At 49.1% G+C, this 17,565-nt stretch carries 11 protein-coding genes and 1 CRISPR repeat array; of the genes, 1 reads left to right on the forward strand and 10 read right to left on the reverse strand.

What is annotated here, in order from left to right; all coding sequences use genetic code 11:
* Positions 1–4: 4 nt before the first annotated feature.
* The 10 genes from hemC to ACTS3T_RS02540 all read right to left on the reverse strand — a co-directional run bounded on the left by hemC (position 5) and on the right by ACTS3T_RS02540 (position 14,411).
* Positions 5–991: a hydroxymethylbilane synthase gene (hemC, locus tag ACTS3T_RS02495; protein ID WP_462934719.1), complete on the reverse strand. Its 987-nt coding sequence runs from the start codon at positions 989–991 to the stop codon at positions 5–7.
* A gap of 5 nt (positions 992–996) precedes the next feature.
* Positions 997–2,049 carry a uroporphyrinogen decarboxylase gene (hemE, locus tag ACTS3T_RS02500; RefSeq protein ID WP_377964584.1) on the reverse strand — a complete coding sequence of 351 codons (1,053 nt, stop codon included), beginning with the start codon at positions 2,047–2,049 and terminating at the stop codon, positions 997–999.
* A 93-nt stretch (positions 2,050–2,142) separates the two neighbouring features.
* Positions 2,143–3,222 (reverse strand): aromatic ring-hydroxylating dioxygenase subunit alpha, encoded by a 1,080-nt coding sequence (locus ACTS3T_RS02505; protein ID WP_377964582.1) that lies wholly within the window; start codon positions 3,220–3,222, stop codon positions 2,143–2,145.
* A 37-nt stretch (positions 3,223–3,259) separates the two neighbouring features.
* Entirely contained in the window at positions 3,260–4,339 is a 1,080-nt protein-coding gene (locus tag ACTS3T_RS02510) for an aromatic ring-hydroxylating dioxygenase subunit alpha (protein ID WP_377964580.1), read from the reverse strand.
* Between the two features lie 43 nt (positions 4,340–4,382).
* Complete coding sequence (locus ACTS3T_RS02515; protein WP_377964655.1) at positions 4,383–5,696, reverse strand: glutamyl-tRNA reductase; 1,314 nt, start codon at positions 5,694–5,696, stop codon at positions 4,383–4,385.
* Positions 5,697–5,829: 133 nt separating this feature from the next.
* A complete protein-coding gene (locus tag ACTS3T_RS02520) occupies positions 5,830–7,413 on the reverse strand; it encodes an FAD-binding protein (RefSeq protein ID WP_377964578.1) in 1,584 nt (527 codons plus the stop codon).
* Positions 7,414–7,517: 104 nt separating this feature from the next.
* On the reverse strand, positions 7,518–8,138 hold the full coding sequence (locus ACTS3T_RS02525) for a helix-turn-helix domain-containing protein (protein ID WP_377964576.1): 621 nt from the start codon (positions 8,136–8,138) through the stop codon (positions 7,518–7,520).
* A 375-nt stretch (positions 8,139–8,513) separates the two neighbouring features.
* Positions 8,514–9,512: an oxygen-dependent coproporphyrinogen oxidase gene (hemF, locus tag ACTS3T_RS02530; protein ID WP_377964574.1), complete on the reverse strand. Its 999-nt coding sequence runs from the start codon at positions 9,510–9,512 to the stop codon at positions 8,514–8,516.
* A gap of 605 nt (positions 9,513–10,117) precedes the next feature.
* Positions 10,118–12,226, reverse strand: coding sequence for a calcium-binding protein (locus tag ACTS3T_RS02535; protein ID WP_462934720.1), 2,109 nt, complete (start codon positions 12,224–12,226; stop codon positions 10,118–10,120).
* A gap of 109 nt (positions 12,227–12,335) precedes the next feature.
* Positions 12,336–14,411, reverse strand: coding sequence for a calcium-binding protein (locus ACTS3T_RS02540; protein WP_462934721.1), 2,076 nt, complete (start codon positions 14,409–14,411; stop codon positions 12,336–12,338).
* A gap of 1,243 nt (positions 14,412–15,654) precedes the next feature.
* Between ACTS3T_RS02540 and ACTS3T_RS02545 the strand changes: the two genes are divergently transcribed.
* Positions 15,655–15,978 (forward strand): hypothetical protein, encoded by a 324-nt coding sequence (locus ACTS3T_RS02545; RefSeq protein WP_462934722.1) that lies wholly within the window; start codon positions 15,655–15,657, stop codon positions 15,976–15,978.
* A 286-nt stretch (positions 15,979–16,264) separates the two neighbouring features.
* Positions 16,265–17,383: direct repeats of the CRISPR family, unit length 35 nt; unit sequence GTTGCCTAACCTTTTCCCCGCAAGGGGACGGAAAC.
* The last annotated feature ends 182 nt before the right edge of the window (positions 17,384–17,565 follow it).

The raw sequence follows: 17,565 nt of genomic DNA on the forward strand, positions 1-17,565 counted from the left end.
TCGCTTAACTCCGCTGAACCGCTGTAAAAATTTCGTCTAAAATGGCTTGGGCACCCTGCTGGCGTAGCTTTTGAGCCAGTTGTTGCCCTAAAGCTTCGGCTGCGATCGCGGCTCCGGTGACTTCATCTTTAATCAAGCGATCGCCCTGCAAACTAGCTACAACGCCTTTTAAGGTGAGGCGATCGCCCGCTAGCTGCGAATGAACCCCAATGGGTACCTGACAGCCCCCTTCGAGCGATCGCAAAAAGGCTCGCTCCGCCAACGTGCGATCGCGAGTCGGGATATGCTCAATCGTCTGAAGCAAATCAATCACCTCTGCATCATCCGCCCGACACTCAATGCCCAAAGCACCCTGGCCAACGGCGTAAAGAGACAGATCTAGCGGTAAGACCTGGTCAATGCGATCGCTTAATCCCAACCGCTGCAACCCGGCCACCGCCAGAATCAAAGCATCATAATCGCCCGCATCTAGCTTGGCTAAACGAGAGTTGACATTGCCGCGCACATCTTTGAACTGATAGCGAGGAAAGCGATGCCGCAACTGAGCCAAGCGCCGCAACGACGAGGTGCCAATCACTGCGCCTACTGGGAGCGTATCAATTTGTTTGCCTTGGTGCTGAGCATTTAAAACCAGAGCATCTGCCGGATTTTCGCGTTCGGTGATGGCTGCTAAAGTCAGCCCAGTGGGAAGCTGAGTGGGCAAGTCCTTCAGCGAATGCACCGCCAGGTCAATCTCCTGTTGCAACATGGCCAGTTCTAGTTCTTTGGTGAAAAGGCCCTTGTCACCAATTTTGGCCAGTGCCACATCTAAAATTTTGTCGCCCTGGGTAGACAGGGTATGAACCTCAAAAACCCGCTCTGGAAAGTGACGCTGTAGCTGCTGGCAAATCCACTCGGTTTGCACCAGCGCTAGCTGACTTTTGCGAGAGCCAATACGGATAGTACGGGTCGGGCGCGACAGGGTAAGCGTAGCTGAATTGGGTGGGGTCATCGCCATTAGTTCAAATCTGCAGAAGAATAGCTAAACTGCTTAACAGTTTCAAAGAAAAAGGCCACGTTCTCTTCTGGCGTGTTTTGCAACACCCCATGACCGAGATTCATAATGTGTTTTTGCCGACCCGCCTGCCGAATCGTCTCAAGAATGGTCTGGCGGATAAACTCTTGAGGGCCAAACAATACACAGGGATCCATGTTGCCTTGCACCCCTAGCTTGCGGCCGAGGCGTTGCCGCGCCGTGGTCATATCGACTGTCCAGTCAACGCTGACAATATCAACGCCCGACTCAGCCATAAACTCTAAAATGCCAGCGCTGTGGTTGATGTATAAAATCAGCGGCGTATCTGGATAGGTAGCTTTGACCTGCCGCACCACCTGCTGCAAATAAGGCAAAGAAAACGTTTTAAAATCGCTGGGGCTGAGCTGTCCGGCCCAAGAGTCAAATAGCTGCACAACCTGCGCCCCCGACTCAATCTGGTAGCACGCATAAGTAGCGATCGCTGTTGCTAGCTTGTCTAAAAACTGATGCAACATCGCGGGCTGCGCATAGGCCATCTGCTTGATCACGGCGTAATCTTTTGAACTTTTACCTTCAATGGCATAAGCCGCCAGCGTCCAGGGAGCGCCCACAAACCCTAGAACCGTAGCTTCTGCCTGCACCTCATGCCGCAGCGTTTGTAAAATCTGATGCACAAAGGGCAAAGACGTATAGGGATCTAGAGGCGTTAAAGCATCTAGTTGCGCCTGAGTGCGAATTGGCTTTTCAAAGATTGGCCCTTTGCTTTCTACAATGTCAAACGGAATGCCTATGCCGGGTAACGGTGTGAGAATGTCTGAAAACATAATCACCCCATCAGGCCGAAAAGCTTGGAAAGGCTGAAGAGAAATTTCTACTGCCAAATCAGGATTTTCAGAGCGTTCGCGAAAGGAAGGATATTTCTGCCGTAAGTCTCGGTAAACCTTCATATAGCGTCCGGCCTGACGCATCATCCAAACCGGAGGGCGGTCTACCGCTTCCCCTCTGGCCGCTTGCAGCAGTTTTGTGTTCTCCATACAGGCTCTCTCCATCAGCAAGTTTTATACATTCAAGTCCAGCGACAAAGCCACTGGCAATTTTGGTTGCGGGTTTGCCCCCTTGCCCCATCTTTAATGCGCCAATAGCGAAGGAACGGCTGATTGGCCGTTGGCGGCTGTCAGCAACTCAGCTTCAGGGGCGGCTGGGGCTTGAGCACCTAAACCCCAGCCCATCGCTAAATATTTTTGCCGTAGCTTGCGGAAGGTCAAATCCAGGGCATCAGCGGCGACGTGTTGTTCTGCCGAAATGCGCGGCAAAACTTGGTCGGGGATAGTCTCTACCACAAGGGTGTCTTCGTAAGCCAGTTTGTAGTCCAGCTTTTTCACCCACCCATCCAATAGGGGGAGCGGCAAGACGTTGCGATACAGCATCCGCTTAGCACAGGTTGTGTGGTCGTCAATCGGGACGAAAGCGACCAAAATACCGAAGCGAATATCCGACTTTGCCCCTTTACCGATGCTGATTTCTGCCAGGGTGACATTGGGCAAATAAAAGCTGAGGCGCGTGGTGAGATCGGGGCGTTTGCCCAGCAGCGTGTTCAGCGTACTTTTGGAATTGCTCAGCGACGCATATTTGACCGAGGCTACCGCACTCCAAGCATCCGACTCTACCGGATAGCGAATGACGGTATGCAGGGGAATGCGCTGCCCGAACGACTTTTTATGAATAGCAATGACATGGGCAAAGTCGATATTGGCCTGCATTAGCCGGGTATAGCTGGCATGTTCGATCGCTTCATGTTCCACCGGATGCATACCAGCTAGGTCGGCTGGAAACGTTGGCAGTGGATGGCGTTCTGCTTCGGGTAGGTCGCCGTAAAACAGCCAGACATAGCCATACTTTTCTTGAACCGGATAGGTCTTAACCTGCGCTTGGGGGGGAATGGGCAGGTCTGGCCCATTGGAGGGAATGTTGATGCAGCGGCCATTGGCTTGAAACTTCCAGCCATGATAGGGGCAGTGGAGGCAATCGTCTTTGACGGAGCCTAAAGACAGCGCCGCGCCACGATGAGGGCACTGGTCTTGTAGAGCAATCACCTGCCCTTGGCTGTGGCGGTAAAGCACAAATCTCTGGTTTAGCATCTGCACCTGCTTGGGTTGGCTGGTGACAGCAGAGCTAAACTCGCAGGCGTACCAAAAGTTTTTCAACATGTTGACTTCTCGTTGCAGCGATGGTGATAAGCGGGTTTTAGTGGACTGAACTTGAGGTGAGTTCAGCCGTCGGCGTTGTATGACCGTTGGTTGGCAAAGAGAAGTCGGCAGCGGTTGGTTTAGCGTTAAGCCCCCAGCCCATAGCCATACATTTTTGCCGCAGTTTACGGTAAGCCAGCGGCAAAGCATCTGAAGGGGTGTGCACTTCTGCGGTAAAGCTGTCAGGAATGACGGGGGGATATTGGGATTCGCTGACGCCGCGATCTTCTTCACAAACTTTGTAGTGAAACTTGACGAAGAGAGGATCAGCCCACTTTTGTTTGAAGACACTGCGAAACTGAATTCGCTTGCTGATGGTTGTGGTTTCGTCTACGGGTACGTGAATGGCATAGTTCACCATTTTGCCGCGGACAAAGTCACTTTCTACGATGGTGATGTTGGGTAAATAAAAGGTGGTTTTGGCGTTAAGCTCCGTGCGCGAAGGGCGGAAAAAGAGTTTGAAAATGCCTTTGGGCTGGGTAAAGTTGGCGTACTTTAACTTGGCGCTAATCCCCCAGTTTTCTTCTTTTACTTCGTAGGGCGCAACCCGTGGATCTTGAGCAAAGCCAGCCCCAAATGACTTGGCATGTACCGTAGCCATGTGGGCTGGGCAAAGGGCGTTTTCGATCACGCGGGTGTAGTGAGCGTTGAACTTAACTTCTACAAAGATGGGGTGAAAGTTAGGGTCGTCGTATTCTGGTAAGGGCGGAATAGGCGGGCGCTCGGCTGCGGGCAAGTCGCCATAGAACATCCAGATAAAGCCGTATTTTTCTTGAACTGGATAGGAGGCGGTTTGAGCCTTTTTCGGAATGGGATGATCTTGACCGTTGGCCGGAATGTCGATGCATTGGCCGTCTGCTTGAAACTTCCAGCCGTGATAGGGGCAGCGAATGCAATTGTCTTCGACCCAACCTAAAGAAAGGGCGGCTCCTCGGTGAGGACAGCGATCGCTTAGCACAGCAACTTGTCCTTGGGCATCGCGGTAAAGCACAAAATTTTGCCCTAGCATTTTGATTGGTTTGGGCTGATCGCTCACGGCTGAGCTGAATTCACAGGCGTACCAGAAGTTTTTTAACATGCTTACACTCCAGCAATAGAGAATTTTTGCAGGGGGTTGAAGGTTAAACCTTAGAAGGGGTTTTAGCCGTTGGGCTGGGTTGTTCTGCGGTTTCTAGGTTGAACAACCGCTGTAGGGTTTGAATCTCAAGTCGCTGGGATTCGATGTCGCGTTGGGCTCGTAGCTGCACCATGGGATCGTGCAAAATTTTGTTGACGATGCCTCGGGTGAGGGCTTCGATGACATCTTTTTGCTTTTTGCCAAACTCTGAACCAAGCCGCGATAAGGCTTTTTCGAGTTCTTGAGCGCGAATTGTTTCTACTTTTTCCCGCAGGCAGCTAATGGTTGAAACTGCCTCTCGCGATCGCAGCCAGTTGCGAAATGTTTCGGCTTCTGCGGCAATCAGTTGTTGAGCTTCTAGAGCCGCTTGGCGACGGCTTTCTTGGTTTTGCGCCAGGACGCTCTTTAAATCATCAACGTTGAAAACGTAGACGCCAATTAACTGGTTGACATCAGCCGCGACGTTTCGCGGTACTGAAATGTCAATTAGCATCAACAACTGCTGAGGTTCTAAAACCGCTTGCAGTTGGGCTTGATTGATTAACGGTTCGGTTGCCGCTGTGCTGGTAAAAACAATATCAGAGGCGGCGACGACCGCCATCAGGTCGTTTAAGCTGTGGCAGTGTATTTGAGCTTGATCAAATTGGTGGGCAAATTCTTCAGCCCGCTCGCGTGAACGATTGACCACAGCAATTTGCTGAACGCCTTTAGCAATCAGGTGCTTAACTAAGAGCTGAGCCATCTTGCCTGCCCCGACAATCGTGATCCGACGGCTAGACAAATCTTCGGTTTTGATGGCGGCTAGCTCTACAGCGGCGGCACTGACCGAAATAGCCCCGGTGCAAATTGAAGTTTCCGTCCGAACGCGTTTGGCGATCGTAATGGCTTGCTTAAAGAGCTGGTTGAGCACCAGTTTGATGCCTTTGCAGGCTTGAGCCATTTGATAAGCCCGTTTGACTTGCGCCAGAATTTGCCCTTCGCCTAGTACCAAACTGTCTAGCCCAGAAGCAACCTGCATGAGATGGCAAACGGCTTCTTGTTGAGACAGGGTAAAAAGGTGTTCTTGCAGCTCTGGTGCAGACAGTTGGCTGTACTGACACATAAACTCAATGACTTCTTGTGTCGCCCGCTCTAGAGCCAAAACGGCCACGTATATTTCAAGACGGTTACAGGTGCTCAGAATTGCGGCCTCTTGGATATGAGGGTAGCTGCACAGATAAGCGATCGCCGCTTCTATTTGTGGCTCTGCAATGCTGAGCTTTTCGCGCACTTCTACGGGCGCAGTCTTATGACTCAAGCCCACAATGACAACGGTCATGTCTCCTTCCTTGAGGTTGTCCTTCTCACAGCTAGACGTAACTTCAGTCGAGTCAGGGTTGGTGATCTTGGCGAGGACATCGCGTTTGCGCCACTTGGAGTCGCTTGCCTCAAAAGGGTTGGCCAAGCGCTCTTTAGGGAGTTCCCCCCAAAAAAGCAAAGTCAAACGAAAATTCGCCCAAGATCAGGAAAAGCAAAATCATTAACACGGTCGTCAAAGCGATCGCCTTAGCTGGCAGCTTGCCGCGATTGGCGGTATTAGCGATCGCCGCTTGGGGCGCTGCGGCTGGCAAGGGGTCAGCGCTAACGGCTAGCGGTAAAGGCTGGTTAAAGTTAGCCGCGATCGCCGCTTCGTATTGAATAAAACCAGGGTTGAACAGACCTTGGGGATCATATTTCTGCTTCATGGCGTTGACCTGAGGCCAATACTCGCCAAACTGTTTTTGCCACTGAGCGCGTTCAAAATCTACCCAACTCACCAGATAGCGCTTTCCGCCTTTTTGGAAACCAACCTCGGTGAGATGATCTAGCTGCTTCAGTACGGGTTCCAGCCGAGCTTTGGGCACGGTTGGATACATGCCAAAAGCCAGAATTAGCTCCGCTTGGGGCAGAGAAAACATCGGCATGTGGGTGTTGCGAGACAATAAACTAAACGACCCCATTGGAGTCGTGCGAAAGTCAATAAATGAAGGAACCAGATTCAGCGCCGTTTCAAAAAACTCTTTGGCTGCCGAGGCGGGTAGCAACACATCTAGCCACGGATTCGCAGTTTCCACCGGATGGGGAACCTGCATTAAAGGCTGCACATATTGGGTAAAGGCCAAATCTTCGGTGTGAATATGGCGGTAAAAGTTGAGATCAGCGAAAAAAGCATCTTCTTTGATTTCATCTTCAGACTCAAATTCAAAGGTCGCCTGGATGCGATAAAACCATTGAATCAGCGGTCGAATGCCTCCCCCCGCTCTAGAAAAGCCCAGCACACAAGGCGAAAATAGCGTTAGCAAAGCATCGACCTGCTCGGCTTGAACCAGCGATCGCTGATCTTGAAGCGCTAAATCTAAATCGTCATAACACAAAAAGTAAGTGCGCGTCCGCGATCGATATTTTCTCAGGCGGTGCTGTACTTGAGTAATAATGCCAAACTGCCCAAACCCACACAAAACGTGGTTAAACAACTCGCTATTTTCGGTTGGCGAACACCAGACCACATCACCTGTAGCCGTCACCACTTCTAAACCCAAGCAGTTATCGGCTTGAGAACCATAGCGAAATGAGTTTTGCCCCAAACCAGCCGCAGAGTGCGTGCCACCTAACGTCACGTCCAAATTGTTGGTCAATACCGGAGGAACCACGCCTGCTGGCAAAGAAGCCTCCACAATTTGCTGCCAGGTGGCTCCGGCATCGGCTTTAAACCACAAGTGATCTGCCTGTAGCTCATGGAGTTGATTCAGGCTTCTCATATCGAGCAAAATGCCCCCTTCGCTGAGAGCCTGGCCGTTGAGCGAATGTCCGGCAGCACGCGATGCAATGGTCAATCCTTGCGCCGCTGCATACTTAACGACTTGAGCCACATCAGACGAACTTTGAGGTCGAACAACGACCTGAGGCTGTTTATAAGCAACTCCACCAAAATCGCGAGAAACGGCGGCTAGATCGTCTGCCGCACTGCTGACTTCACCCGCAATTATCGGCTTTAAATCCGATACAACACTCTTCATACAAAACCTTGGTAAATTACCTGGGCAAACCTGGTAGAAACCAGTTGAAACGCTCTTTTTTCTCAATCGCGATCGCCGAGAAACTGAGCTTTGGCAAAATATTTCTAGCTTGAGAAGCGCATCTTCAGCATTCTGATGCCAACCTGAATCAAACTAGGCACCAAGCGGACAAAACCAACCAGGCGAGCAATCAGATTCGGCGCAGTTGTAGCGGGTGCTGTCATAGTTTGAGCCGCTCTTTCGTATTTAAAGACGCAGACACAGGCTCCTTCAGCTTTTTTGCTTAAAATCTCAGCTTTTAACCCTGGGAAAGCCCGTCTAGCCGCTTCCTGCTCCATCTCACAAAAAAGTCGGCAGGGTGTTTCAAACCCATACTCTTTATCCAGCCCCAAAAAAGGGCAGACCCGCTGAATTTCTAACGTGGCATCAATGCCATTTTGGGAAACATCCACCACTTCTGTTTGAAAGCCCATCAAAGCTAAAAGCGGCACTGCCTTACTAAACCCTTCAGCTAAAGGAGCATGGTCAATAAATGTTCCCATAAGCGCTTTTTGCTGAGCCGGATACTTTTCAAGCATCGCTTCATAAGCAGCGTCATCTCCGATCTCGGCTGCTAATTTCTGGTACCGAACGAATCGCTTTCTAAACAGGCTGTTAGCTTTCGATTCATCAAAGGTCAAGATGTCTTCGATGCGTAGATCGCCTTGCCCCCTTTTCTCCTCCATGTTTGCTCCTTACTCTCAACACGCTTTAGTGCAGCTAACCGCCATCAACCTTTAACAGCCTTATTTGCTAGAGAACAAGTAAGACAAAATAACCACTAGCGCAATGTATCTCAGGACATTGCAATACCCCAATACAATGTCAACTTCTCGTCTTCTAGCAATCCGCTTAAGTTTTCCAGCCTGCCCAAAACTGCCATGATTTTCTATGACAGACAGCAACTTTCTGTTGATTTTGAATCGATGCATGAAATTGTTCCTAGCTCTCATTCCTTTCAGGGTTAGCAGTTGCGTTTTTTTCATGGCACCAATGTCACTGATTTGCGGGGGTTAATCATGCTGGGCTTAATAGCTGCCAGATTGCAGTTGTCAGCCGCTTTATACCCACTCTCTGGGCTGCTTCAAAACCGCTCTGAGGCTAGCTTCTTGGCTACCTAGATTAGGTTGATCGTCATACGTCCAAGAAGCAGCGGGTGGCATACAATTAAAAATGCTTTGATGGTTAACCATGCCGCTGGCTAAACCAAAGCGAGCGCCTCGATCAGAAGTCAAAATAAACTCTACATAACGACCTCGGACAATACGCTGCCACTGTTTGTTTTCTTCAGTGAAGCTCATATCCTTACACCGCTCAACAATCGGTAAATAAGCTTGAGGAAATACCTTGGTGCAGTCGGTCACAAATTCAAGCAATTGCTCAGCCGGAAGGTGATTTAACTGATCGAAAAAGATACCACCAATGCCTCTGCTTTCTCCCCGGTGAGAAATGTGGAAATAGTCATCGCACCACTTCTTAAAGCGTGGATAATAAGCGACATCATACTGATCACAAACGGCTTTGTGAGCTTTGTGGAAATGTACAGCATCTTCCTCAAAAAGATAGGCCGGGGTTAGATCTGCTCCACCGCCAAACCACCAATACTGGGGTTCAGAAATTTTGCCGACCTGAAAGTAACGATAGTTACAGTGAACAATTGGCACCATCGGATTGCGGGGATGAATGACAAAGCTAGTACCCGTTGCAAAGAAGGGGGTGCCTTTTTCACTATCAATTTGGTCAGCTTCGTCAGTCGCCAGTGCCCCGGCTTTTTGAAAGGTCATTCCGGGAGGAAGTTCACCATTGATAGCGACGTAGTTAACGCCAATTTTTTCAAAAACTGTACCCCCTAGTAAGGCTCGATCAATATATATTGAGTCTCCTTTGCTCTCTCCCATAACCCAAGTATTATTTTCACGAGTCCAGGGTTGCTCAGTGAAGGCTGTACCATCTAACTGCTCAATCGCCTGACATGTATCATCAAACATTTGTCTGAATACACTTTTTGTGGCTTTGAGCAAATTTTCTTGTTGCTGTTTAGGCTCTAGGGTTGTGAGCATAATCTTCATCCTCGTCGGAGTCGATAATTGTTTAGAAGACAATAGGCAAAATTTTTTAAGCCTAAATAAACTGCCGATTTTAGAACTCTAGCAGCGACTAGAAAATGAATTCAAGATAATTTCTTATAGCGTCTATATGCAAAGTTCTATCTTTTATTCATAGTGCGTGTCAAGCTTTTGGGAAAAATAATAAAAATTTTGTTTTTGCGGGAACCAATTGATAAATGTAGCTGGGAGATACAAAAGTCTGAGGCTAAATCAACAACAGTAAAGTTAGTTAGCGTGATTTAAAGAACGCTACCTTTTTACCTTTAGAGGGTATTTACGAATGTCTAAAATAATTTGGCTACATTGATTTTTCAGGTCATCGGTAGTAACACCTCTTATTGACAGATAATTAGTTAGTAAGTAGAACGTTTTTGTCTCCGTAAAACTGCTTAAACCGTTTTACGATCTACTTATCTAAGCGTGTTAAAAAAGGTCACACATGCATGACCGTATAAAAATGAATTGTTTACCTTCAAAGACTCGATGACTCATTGAAAACAGCCATTTGAAAGTCATAAGTTTTTGGGTCATTTTTGCCAGAAAGTTTAGGTAAAGAATTAGACAAAGCTAAAATTAGCGCTGTTAAGATTGAGTTGTTCTGGGTCAACCTCTGCTAAAACAGCTACCAAGTCGTTGTTAAAGAAGATACCTGCGCCTTGAGGTACCCCGTCAGGCGCTACCCCCAACGTGTAAGTACCTGGGGCAAAACCCGGTAGCTCAATCACATCTTCTGCCAGCGAAAAGTCAGTAATTAGGGCATAGTCGCTGTTGCCCTGGCTGCTGTAGAAGGCAAAGGGGCCTGCCCCCAAGACAAAGGTGTCTGCACCTCGACCGCCTGTGAGAACATCTTGCTCACTGCTGAAGTCGGGGGGGCCTGGGATGGGATTAGCACCTGTGAGGCGATCGCGTCCCTTGCCGCCATCAAGAACGTCATTGCCCGCAAAGCCAATTAGCTCGTCATCTCCGGCATTGCCCCAAAGCTGGTCATTGCCAGCTTCACCCAAAACAATGTCATCACCGCTGCCACCGCTGATGAAGTCATCACCTTCATCCCCATTGAGGCGGTCATCTCCAGCATCGCCAAACAACTGGTCATTACCGGGGCCTGCAAAGAAGCGATCGTTACCCGCACCGCCGCTAATGACATCATCACCATTGCCGCTGTTGAGGTAGTCATCTCCTTGATTGCCCTCCAGAATGTCGTCGCCCGCTTGGCCAAACAGGGTATCGTTACCCAAACCGCCCAAGAGCAAGTCATTACCCAAGCCACCAAAGAGCAAGTCATTGCCCCAGCCGCCGATGAGGGTGTCGTTACCTGAGATGGGAACGCTGGGCGCTTGTCCTGCTTCGGGTGCGCCAAAGAGCAGGTCGAAGTCACCGACGAGTTGGTCATCCCCTAAGCCACCGATGAGAACGTCATCTCCTTCTACGCCGAAAATCAGGTCATTGCCCAGGCCACCAAAGACGGTGTCGTTACCTGCCAGAGCGATGACAATGTCGTCTCCGGCAAGGGCATCAATAACGTCATCGTCAAAGCTGCCAAACAGGTTGTCATCCTCAACACTCGGCACCAAGGTCAAAGCTCGTGAGGAGATAGGCTGTCCCCCGTTGAGGTCTGGATTGAAAACAAAATTAGCGCTGTTAAGATTAAGTTGCTCTGGGTCAACCTCTGCTAAAACAGCTACCAAGTCGTTGTTAAAGAAGATACCTGCGCCTTGAGGTACCCCGTCAGGCGCTACCCCCAACGTGTAAGTACCTGGGGCAAAACCCGGTAGCTCAATCACATCTTCTGCCAGCGAAAAGTCAGTAATTAGGGCATAGTCGCTGTTGCCCTGGCTGCTGTAGAAGGCAAAGGGGCCTGCCCCCAAGACAAAGGTGTCTGCACCTCGACCGCCTGTGAGAACATCTTGCTCACTGCTGAAGTCGGGGGGGCCTGGGATGGGATTAGCACCTGTGAGGCGATCGCGTCCCTTGCCGCCATCAAGAACGTCATTGCCCGCAAAGCCAATTAGCTCGTCATCTCCGGCATTGCCCCAAAGCTGGTCATTGCCAGCTTCACCCAAAACAATGTCATCACCGCTGCCACCGCTGATGAAGTCATCACCTTCATCCCCATTGAGGCGGTCATCTCCAGCATCGCCAAACAACTGGTCATTACCGGGGCCTGCAAAGAAGCGATCGTTACCCGCACCGCCGCTAATGACATCATCACCATTGCCGCTGTTGAGGTAGTCATCTCCTTGATTGCCCTCCAGAATGTCGTCGCCCGCTTGGCCAAACAGGGTATCGTTACCCAAACCGCCCAAGAGCAAGTCATTACCCAAGCCACCAAAGAGCAAGTCATTGCCCCAGCCGCCGATGAGGGTGTCGTTACCTGAGATGGGAACGCTGGGCGCTTGTCCTGCTTCGGGTGCGCCAAAGAGCAGGTCGAAGTCACCGACGAGTTGGTCATCCCCTAAGCCACCGATGAGAACGTCATCTCCTTCTACGCCGAAAATCAGGTCATTGCCCAGGCCACCAAAGACGGTGTCGTTACCTGCCAGAGCGATGACAATGTCGTCTCCGGCAAGGGCATCAATAACGTCATCGTCAAAGCTGCCAAACAGGTTGTCATCCTCAACACTCGGCACCAGGGTCAAGGCTCGCGGTGCTGTACGCTTTGCCATATTTTGCTCTACCTCACAAATCTGAATACAGCTTTGAAGCTAAGTCGCTTGCCAACAAAAGTCGTGAGGGTGTTTTGACAACGAGATCAAAACACCCTCAAATTAAGAACTAGACAAAGTGGAAGTTAGCGCTCTCAAAGCTGAGTCTGGTCGCGTCAACATCCGCCAAAACAGCCACCAAGTCATCGTTTAAGAAGATGCCTGCCCCTTGAGGCTTGCCAGCAGGCGCAGCACCCAAGCGATAGGAGCCAGCATCGGCCAGTAGCTCAATCTGGTCTTTTCTGATTTCAAAGTCAGTAATCAGGGCGTAGTCGGTGTCGCCGCTCATTGTATAAAAGACCTGATCGCCAAAGATGGAATTGCGCAGTCCTAGCACGAACGTATCGCGGCCACTGCCTCCGGTTAAAACGTCTTGCTCGGTGGGGTCAACAAAGCCGCCGTAGGGGTTAAAGGCAATCAGGCGATCATGGCCGCTGCCCCCATCTAAAATGTCGTTGCCCGTACCGCCAACTAGCTCATCGTTGCCCGCTTCGCCGTAAACTTCGTCGTTGCCGATGTTGCCAATGACTAGGTCATGGCCGTTGCCACCGTAGAGAACATCGTCATCACTGTCGCCGTTCATCAGGTCGTTGCCGTTACCGCCATAGAGGCGATCGTTGCCAGCGCCTGAAAAAATCTGGTCATCGCCATTGCCGCCGTCTAGCAGGTCGTTGCCCGTACCCCCATTGAGGACGTCGAAGCCATTGCCGCCATAGAGGCTGTCATCACCACTTTGACCGACCAAAAAGTCATCTCCGGCTTCGCCAAAAATCAGGTCGTTGCCAAAACCGCCAAAGGCAATGTCATCGCCCGTACCGCCAAAAAGCTGGTCATCGCCAGGAAAACCGGGTAAATCGCTATCGTCAATATCTAAATCGCCGTATAGCTGGTCATTGCCCGTGCCGCCGTAGAGAACGTCATTGCCAAAACCGCCAGTGATGTTGTCGTCGCCAGCTCCGCCAAAAACGGTGTCATCGCCTGAAACGCTAAAGATGCTGTCTACTCCAGCCAGACCGAAGATAACGTCATTTTCAAGACCACCGACCAGCACATCATCCCCTGCTGTGGCAAATGGCGTCGGCGCTTGCGTATCGCCAGGAAAATCGACGAATTGAAATGTATCGCTATTGAGGTCAAAAGCTGCGGGATTAATGCCAGCAATGACTGCAATTAAGTCGTCGTTAAAGAAAATACCTGTGCCTTGAGGTACACCCGCAGGAGCCACGTCGAGGCTAAATGTACCTGGGGCATCGGTTGGTAGTTCGATGAGATCCTGGTTGAGTTCAAAGTCTGTGATTAAGGCGTAGTCGGTGTCGCCACTGGATGCGTAGAAAACTTGATTGCCAAAGATGGGGTTGTTTAACCCCAAAACGAAGGTATCGCGACCTTGCCCCCCTGTTAAAACGTCTTGCTCAGTCAAGTCAAAAAAGCCGCCATAGGGGTTAAAGGCAATCAGGCGATCGTCACCACTGCCTGCGTCTAAAATGTCGTTGCCCGTACCGCCGACTAGTTCATCATTGCCAGTGCCCCCGTAGACTTCATCGTTGCCGATGTTGCCAATGACTAAGTCGTTGCCGCTGCCCCCGTAGAGGACATCGTCATCGCTGTCACCATTCATCAGGTCGTCGCCACTGCCGCCAAACAGCCGATCGTTGCCAGCCCCAGAGAAAATTTGATCGTTCCCGGCACCGCCGTATAGGGAATCATCACCAGTGCCGCCATTAAGAACGTCAAAACCCTGTCCTCCATAAAGGCTGTCATTGCCACTTTGGCCGACGAGAAAGTCATTGCCCCAGCCGCCCCAAATCAGGTCGTTGCCGAAGCCGCCAAAAGCGATGTCATTGCCCAAGCCACCAAAGAGACGATCATCGCCAGGAAAGCCGGGTAAATCGCTATCGTCAATATCTAAATCGCCGTATAGCTGGTCGTTACCCGTGCCGCCGTAAAGATCATCGTTGCCAAAACCGCCAGTGATGTTGTCGTCGCCAGCTCCGCCAAAAACAGTGTCATCTCCTGAAACGCTGAAGATGCTATCTATTCCGGCTAGGCCAAAAATAATATCGCCTTCAAGACCACCCACTAAAACGTCGTCGCCAGGGGTAGGAACTGGGGTGGGTGCTTTGGTTGTCGGTTGCTGATTTGCCATTGGGTTTCCTTCTCAACTTTGCAAGTGAATAAAAAGCGATCGCTAAAAAACTCTAAAAACTTGTACGCAAATTGCTCTAAGCGGCTCAAAACTGCCATAAGCCAGCCATAGACAGACTTCTGGCATCAGTTGAACGTTTTTATTTGCAGCGGATATAAGCCTTTATGCAGACTGATTTTGAAGACTAAGCAGCCCAAACAGACACAGCCCGTTGCATCAACAAGCTATGTTGCAAATTGAATTTCTGACGCTTAAGCAACGCAGTGGCAACTCAGATGATTTTTGATTAATCCGTGGAGTCGCGTCGCTACGAACCTAAACACCGTGTCAGTAAGGTTTGAACGGCTTTTGAATGCTTCAACAGCTTGCATTCAACTCAACGACAGCCCAACACACTGTCCAACTTTGGAAATAGATGGGCAGAAAATAAAATTTGGACTGTAATGCTTGAGCTATTTTGCTTTAAACTAACTAACGCTTCTAGCAAAACTAGAACAGCTAGAAATCAAAAACAAATAGCGACTAACTTTTTAAGCGATTAGAAAAAGCGTCAGCGAGTAAGACACTTTTTTGGGCTTTGACTAGAAAACCGAAGTCTTTAAGATCACTCGAATATGACGTAAACATTGTTTTGTTTGTTCCCCTTAAAACAGAACTCAAAAGTAAATTTTCAAGGAAAAGAACAAAATGTTGTCGGCCTTGGAGTAAATTGAATTACTCACGGTGGTTATAACGATCGTACAGAAACATGGCAAAAAACGACCTGAAAGCTATTAGAATCAAAGACTTCTAATATTTAAAAATTAGGCTTGCCAAAAGCTCTCGGAGCGTAGTGAAGGTATAAAAGCTTACTGTTGAGTTTTTCAACTATCTTTAAAGTAGAAGCTGAAATAGCATCTCAATAAGCCGAAAATCACTATTGCTAGTTAGCAAATTGGCAAATCCTCCTGATTCAGCCCGTTTTTTAATAATTTCTTTGGATTCAAGGGAATGCTAGCAACAGCACATTAAATGTTTATTAAAAAAGAGTCTTGCTTGGGTTAAAAGTCAATTAACGGGTGACCTTGTAATTACGGTACTTATAGGATCCCAAAAAGAGGATAACCATCTTGGCAGACTAATTTTTGTTTAGAGAAAATTAAGCTGGATCTAGTAACTGATTGCGGGGTAGCGATCGCCCATTGCAGCTAGGTGATCCACTAACTCGTCTCTATCAAATTCTGCAGCATCCAGAGGTGTCACGATGACGGTAATGATGACCCCGGAGCATTGGCAAGCGGCAAAGGCGATCGCTCAAGATTTATCGGCAATGAGGATCGATGTTAATGAGCTTAAAAAGGTAGTAGCGTACCTCTGCTGGCTACGGCATCGAGGAAATGGTGTAAATAAAGAGGGTCTGTTTCACTATCTCTCAACTTTGGCTAAGCAGGGTGAGGTTCGTAGTAACCAAACGCCTCGATACTATCAAGCGATTAATCAGGCTTGTGTCAGTCATTTGCGATCGCTTGACTTAGAAGGCGATGCTTTGATTCAGGTACTGGGTTGGGCTGGAAGGCTGCATCATTAGGCTGCGGTTTGCTATTTTCTCTAACTTTTAAGTTCTCGCCTAAAGGATTGATCAATCTAGCCGTCTCGACTAGAATTGGGGCAATCCATTAAGACCTCCATAGGTCAGCCGAACCTTGAAAACCGCATAATCTCGTTGACCTATGGAGATAGCTTGCCCTGTAAGGGTTTCAGCTATCTGTGTTTCCTTATTTTGGGGTTCAACTCTCGGTTTTTAGGGTATATTTTGACCTATGGAGATTTGCAGGGTTGAAACTCAGGTTAGACAAAGGCTTCAAAAAGGAAGGGTTGCCTAACCTTTTCCCCGCAAGGGGACGGAAACTGCTCCTGTTCGGAGGAACCATCACCTTGCGCGTCGGAATAGTTGCCTAACCTTTTCCCCGCAAGGGGACGGAAACTCCGTTCCGCAGGACTTAGATAGCCCTGTTCCTCTTCTTGTTGCCTAACCTTTTCCCCGCAAGGGGACGGAAACATCAAAGTCCTTGTAAACTAATGTGTTCGGAATTTGCATGTTGCCTAACCTTTTCCCCGCAAGGGGACGGAAACTTGAACGCCATTCTCTTCAACAAGTACAGGTTCTTTCGTATGTTGCCTAACCTTTTCCCCGCAAGGGGACGGAAACTAAGGCATAATAAATCTCCAGTAAACTAGAAAGAACCGTTGCCTAACCTTTTCCCCGCAAGGGGACGGAAACCAACGAAACCGTTGAAGTATCCACCTGCAACCATGCTAATCGTTGCCTAACCTTTTCCCCGCAAGGGGACGGAAACGTAGCATTCATGATCAAAAATCTCCAAAGAAAGAACGTTGTCTAACCTTTTCCCCGCAAGGGGACGGAAACAGTTGTCAGTGTTATCAGTGAACGTTGTAGAAGCCGCTTGGGCAACGAGTTGTCTAACCTTTTCCCCGCAAGGGGACGGAAACCACTAAAGTTGCACTAGACATGGTTAGATTTACTCGATTAACGTTGTCTAACCTTTTCCCCGCAAGGGGACGGAAACACAGGCTTGTTGAACTTAGTCATTTGTTTGCCTCCAAAGGGCATAGTTGTCTAACCTTTTCCCCGCAAGGGGACGGAAACATGGATTAAAATCCTTGTGCTTTTCGCACTTGTAGTTTTGTGGATTTGAAAGTTGCCTAACCTTTTCCCCGCAAGGGGACGGAAACTTTACCAGATAAAAGATCTATAACCATTGAATTCATTGATCTACACCAATAAGAGTTGCCTAACCTTTTCCCCGCAAGGGGACGGAAACAAGAGTAGCAATAGCTTTCATGGATTCACTCCGTTATGGAACGTTGCCTAACCTTTTCCCCGCAAGGGGACGGAAACCTCATGGGAATTATGTTCCTTAGAACTAACGACAAATTGTTGCCTAACCTTTTCCCCGCAAGGGGACGGAAACCGATTTACGGCGAGTCATCGTAGATGCTCCCAAAAAATAAACGTTACCCAACCATTTCCCCGCAAGGAGAATGAATATTCTAGGGCGCTATAAAACCCTGAATCTTAATAGTGCTATGGCTTTTTTAACTAAGCGGATGATGGGACTCGAACCCACGACATTCAGCTTGGGAAGCTGACGTT

It is taken from the genome of Almyronema sp., assembly GCF_052168255.1.
Taxonomy (GTDB): Bacteria; Cyanobacteriota; Cyanobacteriia; order Phormidesmidales; family Phormidesmidaceae; genus Sphaerothrix; species Sphaerothrix epifaneia.